This window comes from Caulobacter sp. DMC95 (assembly GCF_056313785.1).
In genome coordinates this window covers 342447-355686 of sequence record NZ_JBQUZP010000002.1, presented here as the reverse complement: position 1 = coordinate 355686, position 13240 = coordinate 342447, and the positions used below count along the sequence as shown (strand labels likewise).

Genomic DNA, 13240 nt, shown 5'->3' with positions numbered 1-13240 from the left:
ATGACCAAGGATCGCATCGTACTGCTCGATTCCCTGCGGGGACTCGGGGTTCTGGGCATTTTGCTGTGCAATGCGCCGGATTTCGCCGTGCCGCCCAGCATCGCCGAGTCGGTCAAGTCGTGGCCGCACGGCGCCGGGCCTGACACGCTGGGCGTCTGGTTCGTGACCCAGTGGCTGTTCCAGCGGAAGTTCGTGACCCTGTTCTCGATGCTGTTCGGCGTGTCGATCTTCCTGGTCGGCGGCGAGCGGTCTGACAAGGACCGTGGCTCGATCCTGCGCAAGCGCCTGTCGTGGATGGTCCTGTTCGGCGTGCTGCACGGCTTCGCCATCTGGTATGGCGACGTGCTGCTGAGCTACGCCCTGGCCGGATTTGCGGTGATGTTCGCGCGGTCCTGGAGCCCCAAACGCCTCCTATGGACCGGCGTCAGCATCTGGGTGGTGTTCTCGCTGCTGATGACCGCCGGTGCGGTGGCGATGATGCTCGCCCCGCCCGGCGCCGGGCCCAGCGCGGGCGACAGCGCCCAGATCGCCAAGGCCGGGCTGGCCGAGATCCAGTACAGCGGGACCTTCCTGCAGTCGCTGGTCCAAAACGCCAAGGATCGCCTGACCCTGCTGCCCAACGAGCCGATCATCTTCCTGATGACCGCCAGCCTGATGATGATCGGCCTGGCCTGCTTCAAGCTCGGACTGTTCACCGGCGAGGCGCGGACGCGGACCTATGTGATCCTGCTGGTCACAGGTCTGCTGGCCCTGGCCGGAGTCGGCTTTGTCTTCGTCCAGTTCATGGCCCAGGGCCTGCCGCGTCCGATGAGCATGGTCGCGATGACCGTCCAGATGGCGACGGCGCCGCTGACGACCCTGGCCTATGTCAGCCTGATGGTGTTCGCCGCCCGCTCGCGAGGCTTCTGGAGCGCGATTCCGAAGGCCCTGGCGCCAGTGGGGCAAATGGCGTTCACCAACTATCTGACCCAGTCGCTGATCATGACCGCCATCTTCTACGGCGGACGGGGCCTGAACCTGCACGGCGAGGTCGACCGGCCGGGCCTGGCCGCCATTACGATCGGCATCTGGATCGTCCAGATCCTGTGGTCACGCTGGTGGATGGACCGCTTCGAGATGGGTCCGCTGGAGTGGCTGTGGCGTCGCCTCTATCGAGGGCCGACCCCATTGCGGCGCCCCGCCCTAACCGCAGCGGCCTAGGGCCCCTGCGAAATAGCCCTGCACCGCCTGGAAGAGATCCGGGCGGTAGCGGGCGCGGGGATCGTTGGCGCGATTGTCGTCGAAGGCATGTGTGGCGTCAGCGTGAAACATGCGATCAACGTTCAGGCCGTCCGCCACCAGCCGGTCCAGCGCCTTGGCCGGCGCCTTCCAGCCGACGACCTGATCCTTGCCCGCCAGCACCGACCAGACGGGCGGCGCGCCCTCGCCCCAGCCCCGCGAGGCGGTCAGAGATCCATAGCCGGCGTAGGGGTAGACGAGCAGCGTCCCCTTGACCCGTTCTCGCAGCTTGGCCGGGTCGGCGTCGACCAGGGTCGTGCCGCGCGCGGCGCTCCGGCCCACGGCGTAGCTGTCCATGATCGTCCAGCCGCCATGGCTCCAGCCGGCGAGGAAAACACGGCTGGCGTCCGCCCAGCCTTGGGTCTCCAGCCAGGTCAGCATGGCGAAGATGTCGGCCGCGCGCTTGAGGCCATGCAGCGCCACGCCGGTGCAAACGAACAGCTTGGCGTCGAGGGTCGACATGCCCCGCGGCTTCAGCGAGTCGACCACTACGGCCGCCCAGCCGGCCTGAACGGCCACCCGCGCGTACTCTTCGAGAAACGGCGTCTTGCCGCCGCAGCCGTGCAGGATCAGCGCGACCGGGAAGGGGCCGGGCCCCGCAGGCTTGAACACCCGCGAGTGCTTGGCGACCCTTTCCCCCCAGACGGCGCTGTCCATCAGTCCCTCATCGGATGATCTAGTGCCGGAACACTCGCACGCCGGTGAAGGCCATAGTAAGGCCAAGCTTGTCCGCCGCCTCGATGACCTCTGGATCGCGCATCGAGCCGCCCGGCTGGATGATCGCCGTCGCCCCGGCCTCGGCGGCCTGGATGAGACCATCGGCGAACGGGAAGAAGGCTTCCGAGGCGCAGGCGCAACCCTTCAGGTCCAGGCTGAAATCCGCCGCACGCAGCGCCGCGATGCGCGCCGAGTCCTTGCGGTTCATCTGGCCGGCGCCGACGCCCAGGGTCTGGCCGGCGCGGGCGTAGACGATGGCGTTAGACTTGACGTGCTTGCCGACGGTGAAGGCGAACAGCATGTCGCGCACTTCTTCGTCAGTGGGCTGGCGCTGGGTCACGATCTTCAGGTCCGAGGCCTTGATGCGGGCGTCGTCACGCGATTGCACGAGGAAACCGCCGGCCACGCTCTTGAAGGTGTCGCCAGTCGACAGCGGGTCGGGCAGGCCGCCGGTCACGAGCAGGCGGAGGTTCTTCTTGGCGGCGAAGACGGCCACGGCGGCGTCGTCGGCTTCCGGCGCGATGACCACCTCGGTGAAGATCTCGACCATGGCCTCCGCCGCCTCGCGGGTCAGGCGCGAGTTGACCGCCACGATGCCGCCGAAGGCCGAGGTCGGGTCGCAGGCCAGGGCCCGCTCATAGGCCTCGCGCTGGGTCGCGCCGACCGCCACGCCGCAGGGGTTGGCGTGCTTGATGATCGCCACGGCCGGGCCCTGGGCGGGATCGAACTCGGCGATCAGCTCGAAGGCCGCGTCGGTGTCGTTGATGTTGTTGTAGCTGAGCTCCTTGCCCTGCAGCTGCTTGGCCGTGGCCACGCCCGGACGCGGATTGGGGAAGGTGTAGAAGGCCGCCTTCTGGTGCGGGTTCTCGCCATAGCGCATGGTCTGGCGAAGCTCGCCGGCGATCGACTTGCGGGCCGGGAAATCCTGCTCCAGGGCCTGGGCGAACCAGGCCGAGATCGCCGCGTCATAGGCCGCCGTGCGGGCGTAGGCGCGGGCCGCGAGCTGCTGGCGTAGGGCCAGAGTCGTCCCACCGGCCTTCAAGGCCTCAAGCACCTCAGCGAGGTCGGAAGGATCGGTGCAGACGGCGACATAACCGTGGTTCTTGGCCGCCGAACGGATCATGGCCGGACCGCCGATGTCGATGTTCTCGACGCATTCGGCATAGCTGCCGCCCTTCGCGACGGTCGCCTCGAACGGATAGAGGTTCACATAGAGGATATCGATGGCGCCAATGCCATGGTCGGCCATGGCTTTCGCGTGGTCCGCCGCGTCGCGAACGCCGAGAAGCCCGCCGTGCACCACCGGGTGCAGGGTCTTGACCCGGCCGTCCATCATCTCGGGGAAGCCCGTCAGATCCGAGACGTCCTTCACGGGGATGCCGGCGGCGGCGATGGCGGCCTTGGTGCCGCCGGTCGAGACCAGCTCGACGCCCGCCTCATGCAGGATCTTGGCGGCGTCGACCAGGCCGGTCTTGTCGGAGACCGAAAGCAGGGCGCGCTTGGGGGCGACGAGATCGGGGGCGGACGGATAGTCGGGGGCGGCGGGCACGGCGGACTCCTCTGGTGTGTTTCAGAAAGGGAGCCCAGGCGCGCGGCATATGATGTCCGCGCTCCCCGATGGTTCCCCATCACTAGCGCCAGTCACGCGAACGCGGCGGAAAATACGGGGGCCGGCGGGGGAGTCAATCTAGCCTCTCCAGTTCCTCCCCCGCATCGCGGGGGAGGAACTGGGAGGGCGTGCGTCCGCCGCTTCACGCGATCGCTCGCTGAAGGTGCTGGGGAGGCGACGGAGCGGCCGGGCGAACCCGGAGTACCGTGAGTTTGTGTTTGCGTTTCGGCTCGACTGTCCGCTCCGCCAGGTTGTTCTTGCCCGTGAGGATGGGGGGCGTGAGCGTCTTTCAGCTCGGGACCCCAGGAGCCCCCGGGCGGGCGCGGACCAACTGGAGCGGCGACTTCCGTGTCCAGCCCGACGATCCACGATAGGCGGCTTGTACGATCACCGTCCTGTCGCTCCGCGCTCGTCTCTCCACGGCTTCTTCCGAGATCCCGGATCTATCCAACGAACAGACCCCGGTCGAAACCGCTTCGAGACCACGCGGCCCCGCTCAACCTAGCCCCGCCGCCGTATTGGGCCGGATCCAAACGCCCTCCCCCGCGACAGGGATGCATTGAGTATGGGGCGGGTTTTAAGGCCGGGGATAAGTTGGCGCGAAAAAGTGACAAGGTGTTGATTTCGTTGGCGTCGATACCGCCAATTCCGAGCGTTCACGCCCGCCAATCCCCGTAAAGTCGGTTCCCTCTCCCAGAGGGAGAGGGTGGCCGCGAAGCGGTCGGGAGAGGGGTTACAACGCCGGACGGAGCGCCGGCACGCCGTCCGACCGCGTAAACCCTCTCACTCCCATCCCGACGGTCGTCGGGACGGGCACCGCCCTCTCCCTCAGGGAGAGGGTTCAGGAAAAGCCCTCATCCGAAGGGGGAAAATGACGTCACAAACTTCGTGAAATTGTCTCCTGCGCCCTATAGGACTTCAGACGCTCAGACCTTGTTCAAATTTTACCTGGTGACTTGATGCACGACCGCGCCGGCCTTCGCGCTCTTCCCGAAGATCTTGTCGATCTCGGCGCGCTGATCAGCGCCTATTTCGACATCAAGCCAGATGTCTCCAACCCTGCGCAGAAGGTCGTGTTCGGCACCTCGGGCCACCGGGGCTCGAGCCTGGACGGCGCGTTCAACGAAGCCCACATCCTGGCCGTCACCCAGGCGATCGTCGAACACCGCGCCGCCCAGGGCGTGACCGGCCCACTGTTCGTCGGCCGCGACACCCACGGCCTGTCCGAGCCCGCCTGGCGCTCGGTGCTGGAGGTTCTGGCGGCTAATGGCGTCGAGGCCCTGGTCGACTCCCGCGACGGCTTCACCCCGACGCCGGCGGTGTCGCACGCCATCCTGACCCACAACCGTCTGGGCGGCGCCCAGGCCGACGGCCTGCTGCTGACGCCCTCGCACAATCCGCCGCGCGACGGGGGCATCAAGTACAATCCGCCGTCCGGCGGTCCGGCCGGTTCGGACGCGACCTCGGCCATCGCCGCCCGCGCCAATGAGCTGCTCGCTCATGGCCTTTCCGGCGTGAAGCGCGTCTCCTTCGAAGCCGCCCGCAAGGCCGTCGGCGACTACGACTTCCTCGGCCGCTATGTCGACGACCTGCCGGCGGTCATCGACATCGCCGCGATCCGCGCAGCGGGTGTGCGGATCGGCGCCGATCCGCTGGGCGGCGCGGCCGTCGCCTATTGGGGCGCGATCGCCGAGCGCCACGGCCTGGACCTGACGGTGGTCAATGACGCCGTCGATCCGCGCTGGGCGTTCATGCCGCTCGACACCGACGGCAAAATCCGGATGGACTGCTCGTCCGCCTGCGCCATGGCCAACCTGATCGGCATCATGAAGGGCGGCGCCGCCTATGACGTGGCGACGGGCAATGACGCCGACGCCGACCGCCATGGCGTCGTCACACCAGACGGGGGGCTGATGAACCCCAACCACTACCTGGCCGCGGCGATCTCGTACCTGTTCAGCCATCGTCCGGGCTGGGGCGCGGACACCGCGGTCGGCAAGACCCTGGTCTCGTCCTCGATGATCGATCGCGTGGTCGCCGGTATGGGTCGCCGCCTCTTGGAGGTGCCGGTCGGCTTCAAGTACTTCGTTCCCGGCCTCTTGGACGGTTCGGTCGGCTTCGGCGGCGAAGAGTCGGCCGGCGCTTCGTTCCTGCGCCACGACGGCGGGGTGTGGAGCACCGACAAGGACGGCGTCACCCTGGCCCTGCTGGCCGCCGAGATCCAGGCGGTGACGGGCCAGAGCGCCAGCCAGCTCTACGCCGGTCTGACCGAACGATATGGAGCGCCAGCCTATGCCCGCGTCGACGCCCCAGCCAGCCGCGAGGAGAAGGCGCGTCTCGCCAAGCTTAGCCCCGGCGACGTCTCGGCCAAGATCCTGGCCGGCGAGGCGATCACCGACATCCTCACCGCCGCCCCCGGCAACGGCGAGGCGATCGGCGGCCTGAAGGTCTGCACGAAGAACGCCTGGTTCGCCGCGCGGCCTTCAGGCACCGAGGACGTCTACAAGGTCTATGCGGAGTCGTTCCTGGGTCCGGATCACCTGAAGCAGGTGCAGGCCGAAGCCCGCGAGGTGGTGGCGGGGGCGTTGAAGGGCTGAGGGCCTTCAATCGCCGTGTCATCCCGGCCAAGCGCGCAGCGCGCCGAGCCGGGACCGCCGGAAACGCGGCGCTTCCCACGGTCCCGGATAGCCTCTGCGAGGCTTCCGGGATGACAGTGGATGAGGCGCGGTTTATACGCCCCGCATGTTTGAAGGCCTCTCCCCCCTCGCCCGCGAAGCCCGCTCCTGGCCGTTTGAGCAGGCGCGCGCCACGATCGCCCGCGTTCTTCGCGTGCGCCTCCCCGACCGCGCCGACCAGGAGGCCGCCAAGGCCCTGATCGACGCCGGCAAGGCCGACGAGGCGGTGAAAGCCTATCCGGCGCTGGCCAAGGCCGTGATCTTCGAGACCGGCTATGGTCCGTCGGGCCTGCCGCACCTGGGCACTTTCGGCGAGGTGGCGCGCACGACGATGGTGCGCAGCGCCTTCCGCGCGCTGACCGATGACGCCATCCCGACCCGCCTGATCGCCTTCAGCGACGACATGGACGGCCTGCGCAAGGTTCCCGACAATATCGAGAACAAGCAGCCGCTGATCGAAGACCTGGGCAAGCCGCTGACCGTCGTCCGCGACCCCTTCGGCACCCATGACAGCTTCGGCGCCCACAACAACGCCCGCCTCCGCGCGTTCCTGGACGGTTTTGGCTTCGAGTACGAGTTCGTCAGCTCGACCGACTGCTATAAGGGCGGCCTGTTCGACGCGACCCTGCGGACAGCGCTGGAACGCTTCGACGCGATCCAGAAGGTGATGCTGCCGACGCTGGGCGAAGAGCGCCGCGCGACCTATTCGCCATTCCTGCCGATCAGCCCCTCGACGGGCAAGGTGCTGCAGGTCCCGACCCTGGAGCGCAATGTCGAGAAGGGCACGATCGTCTTCGAGGACGAGGACGGCTCCAAGGTCGAGGTCCCGGTCACCGGCGGCCACGTGAAGATGCAGTGGAAGCCCGACTGGGCCATGCGCTGGACGGCGCTGGGCGTCGACTACGAGATGTCGGGCAAGGACCTGATCGACTCGGTCAAGGCCTCGGGCGCGATCTGCAAGGCGCTGGGCGGGGTTCCGCCGGAAGGCTTCAACTACGAGCTCTTCCTGGACGAGAACAACCAGAAGATCTCCAAGTCCAAGGGCAATGGCCTCTCCATGGAGGACTGGCTGCGGTACGGCGCGCCCGAGAGCCTGTCGTACTACATGTTCCAGAGCCCCAAGTCGGCCAAGAAGCTCTATTTCGACGTCATCCCCAAGGCCAGCGACGAGTACCTGCAGCAACTGGACGCGTTCGGCCGCCAGGAGCCGGCCAAGCAGCTGGACAACCCGGTTTGGCACATCCACGGCGGCAAGCCGCCGCAGCAGGGTTCGCCGGTGTCGTTCAGCCTGATGCTGAACCTGGTGTCGGCCGCCGACGCCTCGACCAAGGAAATCCTCTGGGGCTTCTTGTCGCGCTACATCCCGGGCGCCTCGCCGGAAAGCCAGCCGCTGCTGGACCGCCTGGCCGGCTATGCGATCAACTACTACGAGGACTTCGTGAAGCCCTCGAAGGTGTTCCGCGCCCCGAGCGACCAGGAGCGCGCCGCGATGCTGGACCTGCTGGCCAAGCTGAAGGCCATGCCCGCCGGAACCCAGGACGCCGAGCTGATCCAGAACGAGGTGTTCGAGGTCGGCAAGACCCACGGCTTCGACCCACTGCGCGCCTGGTTCCAGGCGCTCTACGAGGTGCTTCTGGGCCAGAGCCAGGGTCCGCGCTTCGGCTCGTTCGCGGCGATCTTCGGGATCGACCGGACCGTGGCGCTGATCGAAGAGAAGCTGGGCTAGCGCCGTCGGCGCCTCTCCCCCCGCGGGAGCGGCGCTGCAGGCACGTGTCGCGCGGGATGAATCCGCGCGACCTGCGACACCATGTCCTTGAAGGTGAACACGGTCTGAAGTCCGGATTAAGGGTATGCCCATGTTTCGGAGTCTAGTCTGGGACCATCAGAACCAAGATTAGTCCTCAAGGTTTCGTCCTATGGCTTCGTTCACCCTGCGTCCGACCGACCGCGAAGAGTTCGACTCCCTGCTCGGCGGCATTGTTCAGCAATTCCCCGACGCTCAGGTCGAGGCTGCGCACAACGACACCTGGAAGTCCTATCGCGTGGACGTGTCGTGCGCCGACCCGGCCGCCGGCCCGCTGATCGCCTGGCTGCTGGACAGCCACGCCAGCTGCCCGCGCACCTGATCCTTCCGGATACCAGCGCCGTCTGGGGTCGGCCTATTGGCTGACCCAGACGATCCGCGCGATCCAGGCCACCTCGTCGCGTGACAGCAGGCGCTCGCCGCCCGCGCGATCCAGCGCCAAGAGCTCGATGCTCCGCGCGGTGACCCGGCCCAATTCCCGCACCAGAACCTCGCCGCCGTGGGTGCGCGCCACGATGCGGTCGCCTCTGCGCGGCTCAAGCGTCGGCGAGACCAGCAGGCGGTCGCCGTCGCGATAGACCGGCGCGAGATCGTCGCCCGTCACCTCCAAGGCGAACAGGCCCTCGCCCAGGTCCGGCGCCGGCGCCTCGTCCCAGCCCGCGCCGACGGGCATGCCGGCCTCATCGAAGAAGCCATCCTTGCCCGCCTGCGCCAGGTCGATCAGCGGCGCGCCTCGCCTGCCGGGCGTACGAACCGGCGATCGCTCGGTCAGGGCCGCGAACTCCGAGAAGTTGACGCCCGTCGCCTCCAGCAGCTTGGACAGGCTCTCGGTCGAGGGCCAGCGGGCGTGACCGGTTTCGGCCGAGCCGCGCTTGGAGCGGTTGAAGCTGGTGGGATCCAGGCCGGCCATCTTGGCCATGGCTGACGGCGTCATGTCGAAGCGCTCGGCCAAGGCGTCGATCGCGCGCCAGATTTCGCCGTGAGACAGGGTCGCCATCGGCTCCTCCTCCAATCGGCCTTCCCGGAGAAAGTACGCCCGCCGGGCTAGGAAAGTAAACCTATCGCCTGCGCGCCAATTGACGTTTACGTAAGCGTTGACGACGTCACGAGATCGGGTTTAGGGTGATCAACGATAACAAAGCGGCCCGGCCGCAGTAGCCAGGCCCTCTTCCTTGGGAGGTTTCCATCCATGGCCGACCTGCGACGCCCCGAGCGGACCTTCACGATCCGCCAGCTGTGCAACGAATTCAAAGCCACGCCCCGCGCCCTGCGCTTCTACGAGGACAAGGGTCTTCTGAACCCCGCTCGTGAAGGCCTGAACCGCGTCTATTCCCACAAGGACCGCGTCCGCCTGCAGTTGATCCTGCGCGGCAAGCGCGTGGGCCTGTCGCTGACCGAGATCCGCGAGCTTCTCGACCTCTATGACGAGAACGACGAGGGCGCGGCGCAGATGGCCCGCTCGCTGAAGAAGTTCCGCGAACGCGCCACGGCGCTGGAACAGCAGCGCGACGACATCGACAACGCCCTGATCGAGCTGCGCGAGGCCTGCAATCGCCTGGAGCGCCGCCTCACCGAGATCCGCCCCGACCTGCTGCCCCGCGCGGCCGACTATGAGCAGGTGCTGCGCGCCCGCCTCGACGGCCACGCCGACGCGATGCTGGGCAAGTAGGGCCTCTCCGCGCCGTCGACATCGCCCTTCAAGGGCGGGCGGCGGCGGCACCCCCTTCCTCCTCCCGATCCTAGCCAGGACCGTTCCATGACCTATCAGCCGCCCGTTCGCGATCACGCCTTCATCCTGCGCGACGTGCTCAATATCGACCAACACGGCGACCTGCCGGGCTTCTCCGACGCGCCGTTCGAGGTGGTCGAGCAGATCCTCGAGGCCGCCGCCCAGTTCACGGGTGAGGTACTGGCCCCGCTGAACACGGTCGGCGACAAGACGGGCTGCAAGCTGGATCCGGTCACCAACACGGTCACCACCCCTCCGGGCTTCAAGGACGCCTACAAGCAGCTGTGCGAAGGTGGCTGGACAGCGATCGGTTCGGACCCGGCCTATGGCGGCCAGGGCCTGCCGCACGTCGTGAATCTGGCGTTCAGCGAGATGTCGAGCTCGGCCAACATGGCCTTCTCGATGTATCCGGGCCTGGCCCACGGCGCCTATTCCGCGATCCACGTCGGCGGCTCCGACGAGCAGAAGCAGACCTACCTGCCGAAGATGGTGTCCGGCGAGTGGACCGGCACCATGAACCTAACCGAGCCGCACTGCGGCACGGACCTGGGCCTGCTGCGCACCAAGGCCGTTCCGCAGGCCGACGGCAGCTACAAGATCACCGGCCAGAAGATCTGGATCTCGGCCGGCGAGCACGACATGGCTGACAATATCGTCCACCTCGTCCTGGCTCGCATCGAAGGCGCCCCGGCCGGCGTGAAGGGCATCAGCCTGTTCATCGTGCCGAAGTTCATCCCCAACGCCGACGGCTCGGTGGGACCGCGCAATGAGGGCGCCAAGTGCGTGGGCCTCGAAGAGAAGATGGGCATCCACGGCAACGCCACCTGCGTCATGCAATATGACAACGCCACGGGCTACCTGATCGGCGAGGAGAACTCGGGCCTCAAGATCATGTTCGTCATGATGAACGAGGCGCGCCTGGGCGTGGGCATGCAAGGCGTGGCCCAGGGCGAAGCCGCCTATCAGGCCGCCGTCGCCTTCGCCAAGGACCGCCTGCAGGGTCGCTCGCTAACTGGTCCGAAGAACGCCGAGGGCCCGGCCGATCCGATCATCGTCCACCCGGACGTGCGTCGCATGCTGCTGGAGAGCAAGGCCCTGATCGAGGGCGGCCGCGCCTTCCTGTTCTGGACCGCCCTGCACGGAGACCTCTCGCACGTCCACCCCGACGCGGCGGTGCGCGAGAAGTCGTCGGACTATATGGGCCTGATGACGCCGGTGCTGAAAGGCTACCTGACCGACAAGGGCTTCCAGGTCTGCTCCAACGCCGTGCAAGTGCACGGCGGCAGCGGCTTCACCGAGCACTTCCCGGTCAGCCAGTTCATGCGCGACTGCCGCATCGCCCTGATCTACGAGGGCACCAACGGCGTGCAGGCCCTGGACTTGGTCGGCCGCAAGCTTGCGGCCAAGGGCGGCCGCGCGGTCATGACCTTCTTCCAGGAAATCGACCAGTTCATCGGCGAGAACGACACCGACGAGGCGCTGAAGCCCTTCATCGAAGCCCTGGGCGGCGTCAAGGCCCAGCTGCAGGACGGCACCATGTGGCTGATGCAGAACGGCCTGCAGAACCCCGACAACGCCGGCGCGGCCTCGACCGACTACATGCACCTCTTCGGCCTGACGGGCCTAGCCTACATGTGGGCGCTGATGGCCAAGGCCGCCAACGCCAAGATCGCGGCCGGCTCGTCCGACCCGTTCTATTCGACCAAGCTGACGACCGGTCGCTATTTCATCGAACGCATCTTGCCTGACGCAGCGTCGCATCTGGCCAAGCTGAAGACCGGTTCGGCGACCCTGATGGCGCTGCCTGCGGAGGCTTTCTGATCATGAGCGTGCTCAACGTTGAAAAGCCGGCCTTCATGGCCGAGGAAGATATCGCGATCTTTGAGGACGCGGTCGGCAAGTTCTTCGACGAGCACGCGCCTGAAGAGACCGTCGCCAAGTGGCGCAAGAACCATTGCGTCGACCGCGACATGTGGACCAAGGCGGGAGAGGCGGGCCTACTCGGCCTCTCCACGCCCGAGCAGTACGGCGGCGCCGGCGGCGACTACCGGCACGAAGTCGTGCTGATGGAGCAGCTGGGCAAGAAGGGCGTCGACGGCTTCGGCGCCAGCCTGCACAACGCCATCGTCATGCCGTACATCTTCCACTACGGCACCGAGGAGCAGAAGCAGCGCTGGCTCCCGCGCATGGCCACCGGCGAACTCGTCTCGGCCATCGCCATGACCGAGCCGGGCGCGGGCTCCGACCTGCAAGGCATCAAGACCACCGCCAAGAAGGTCGGCAACCAGTACGTCATCAACGGCTCCAAGACCTTCATCACCAACGGCCAGACCGCCAACCTGATCTGCGTGGTCGCCAAGACTGATCCGGCCGGCGGCGCCCGCGGCACGTCCTTGATCTTCGTCGAGACTGACGGCGCTGAAGGTTTCGAGCGCGGCCGCAACCTCGACAAGCTGGGCCAGGAGGCTCAGGACACCTCGGAGCTCTTCTTCAACGAGGTGAAGGTTCCGACCGAGAACCTGCTGGGGACCGACGAGGGCCAGGGCTTCTTCCAGCTGATGAGCCAGCTGCCGCAGGAGCGCCTGAACATCGCCGTTCAGGGCATGGCGACCATCGAGCGGGCGCTGGAGCTGACCATCGCCTACGTCAAGGACCGCAAGGCCTTCGGCAAGGCGATCATCGACTTCCAGAACACCCAGTTCGTCCTGGCCGAGTGCAAGACCGAGGCGACCGTCGCCAAGGTCTTCGTCAACCACTGCATCGGCCAACATCTTGAGGGCAAGCTGGACGCGGCCACGGCCTCGATGGCCAAGTACTGGGTCAGCGATCTGGAGAACAAGATCGTCGATCGCTGCTTGCAGCTGTTCGGCGGTTACGGCTTCATGAACGAGTATCCGATCGCGCGCATGTACAAGGACAGCCGCATCCAGCGCATCTACGGCGGCACCAACGAGATCATGAAACTCCTGATCGCGAGGACGCTATGATCGTATCGCTGCTGGCCGGCCTGCTGGCCGGCGCCGCGGCGGCCGAGCCACCAGCCGCCAACGACGCCCGTTCGGCCGTCGTCTGCGTGCGCGCCGTGCAAGGTCCCCGCCCGCTGACCTTCGCCGGCGAACTGGTCGGCAAGCGCCCCCAGCCCGGCGCGTTCAAGCTACCGCTGCAGCCGGCCGGCAAGGATGTCTGCAACGTCCTGCTCCGCTCCAAGGTCGCCGAGTGGAAGCTGGAGGTGACCACGTCGGGCTTCACGCCCTGCACGCTGCCGCCGCCCGAATTCGGATCGCGCCTCTATTACCGGGCCAAGGCCTCGGCCAGCGGCCTGAAGTGCGAGCCGATCGGCAAGTACCCGATCGGCAACTGGAAACCTTAGGCGCTCGGGCACCGAGCCGCCTGAAAACGACACGAACACCACTTCGCAGGAAGGAGCC

12 protein-coding genes and 1 riboswitch are annotated in these 13240 nt (G+C 67.0%); of the genes, 9 read left to right on the top strand and 3 right to left on the bottom strand.

Annotated features, from left to right (window positions below):
• Window positions 1-1200, top strand: coding sequence for a DUF418 domain-containing protein (locus ACT53N_RS05635; protein ID WP_476062972.1), 1200 nt, complete (start codon window positions 1-3; stop codon window positions 1198-1200).
• Here the strand turns inward: ACT53N_RS05635 and ACT53N_RS05630 are convergent.
• Both ACT53N_RS05630 and purH read right to left on the bottom strand, forming a co-directional pair.
• A complete protein-coding gene (locus ACT53N_RS05630) occupies window positions 1183-1935 on the bottom strand; it encodes a dienelactone hydrolase family protein (RefSeq protein WP_476062971.1) in 753 nt (250 codons plus the stop codon). The genes ACT53N_RS05635 and ACT53N_RS05630 overlap by 18 nt on opposite strands.
• Window positions 1936-1954: 19 nt before the next feature.
• The gene (gene purH, locus ACT53N_RS05625) at window positions 1955-3544 is read right to left on the bottom strand and encodes a bifunctional phosphoribosylaminoimidazolecarboxamide formyltransferase/IMP cyclohydrolase (RefSeq protein WP_476062970.1); all 1590 of its coding nucleotides are present in this window, start codon (window positions 3542-3544) and stop codon (window positions 1955-1957) included.
• 25 nt (window positions 3545-3569) lie between these two features.
• A riboswitch (ZMP/ZTP riboswitch) is annotated at window positions 3570-3650 on the bottom strand.
• Between the two features lie 572 nt (window positions 3651-4222).
• Between purH and ACT53N_RS05620 the strand changes: the two genes are divergently transcribed.
• From ACT53N_RS05620 to ACT53N_RS05605, 4 genes are all read left to right on the top strand, one after another.
• Complete coding sequence (locus tag ACT53N_RS05620; RefSeq protein ID WP_476063399.1) at window positions 4223-4282, top strand: hypothetical protein; 60 nt, start codon at window positions 4223-4225, stop codon at window positions 4280-4282.
• Between the two features lie 278 nt (window positions 4283-4560).
• Window positions 4561-6201: a phosphoglucomutase (alpha-D-glucose-1,6-bisphosphate-dependent) gene (gene pgm / locus ACT53N_RS05615; RefSeq protein WP_476062969.1), complete on the top strand. Its 1641-nt coding sequence runs from the start codon at window positions 4561-4563 to the stop codon at window positions 6199-6201.
• A 145-nt stretch (window positions 6202-6346) separates the two neighbouring features.
• Complete coding sequence (locus ACT53N_RS05610) at window positions 6347-8005, top strand: lysine--tRNA ligase (protein WP_476062968.1); 1659 nt, start codon at window positions 6347-6349, stop codon at window positions 8003-8005.
• 190 nt (window positions 8006-8195) lie between these two features.
• Window positions 8196-8405, top strand: a complete 210-nt coding sequence (locus ACT53N_RS05605; protein ID WP_476062967.1) for a hypothetical protein — start codon at window positions 8196-8198, stop codon at window positions 8403-8405.
• A gap of 33 nt (window positions 8406-8438) precedes the next feature.
• Here ACT53N_RS05605 and ACT53N_RS05600 read toward each other — a convergent pair whose 3' ends face one another.
• A complete protein-coding gene (locus ACT53N_RS05600; RefSeq protein ID WP_476062966.1) occupies window positions 8439-9080 on the bottom strand; it encodes a S24 family peptidase in 642 nt (213 codons plus the stop codon).
• A 192-nt stretch (window positions 9081-9272) separates the two neighbouring features.
• Here ACT53N_RS05600 and ACT53N_RS05595 point away from each other — a divergent pair, with 192 nt between their 5' ends.
• The 4 genes from ACT53N_RS05595 to ACT53N_RS05580 all read left to right on the top strand — a co-directional run bounded on the left by ACT53N_RS05595 (window position 9273) and on the right by ACT53N_RS05580 (window position 13182).
• Window positions 9273-9752 (top strand): MerR family transcriptional regulator, encoded by a 480-nt coding sequence (locus tag ACT53N_RS05595; protein ID WP_310214198.1) that lies wholly within the window; start codon window positions 9273-9275, stop codon window positions 9750-9752.
• 87 nt (window positions 9753-9839) lie between these two features.
• Window positions 9840-11633, top strand: coding sequence for an acyl-CoA dehydrogenase C-terminal domain-containing protein (locus ACT53N_RS05590; protein ID WP_476062965.1), 1794 nt, complete (start codon window positions 9840-9842; stop codon window positions 11631-11633).
• Between the two features lie 2 nt (window positions 11634-11635).
• Window positions 11636-12799 carry an acyl-CoA dehydrogenase family protein gene (locus ACT53N_RS05585; protein ID WP_062099432.1) on the top strand — a complete coding sequence of 388 codons (1164 nt, stop codon included), beginning with the start codon at window positions 11636-11638 and terminating at the stop codon, window positions 12797-12799.
• Window positions 12796-13182: a hypothetical protein gene (locus ACT53N_RS05580; RefSeq protein WP_476062964.1), complete on the top strand. Its 387-nt coding sequence runs from the start codon at window positions 12796-12798 to the stop codon at window positions 13180-13182. Before ACT53N_RS05585 ends, ACT53N_RS05580 begins: the two co-directional genes overlap by 4 nt.
• The last annotated feature ends 58 nt before the right edge of the window (window positions 13183-13240 follow it).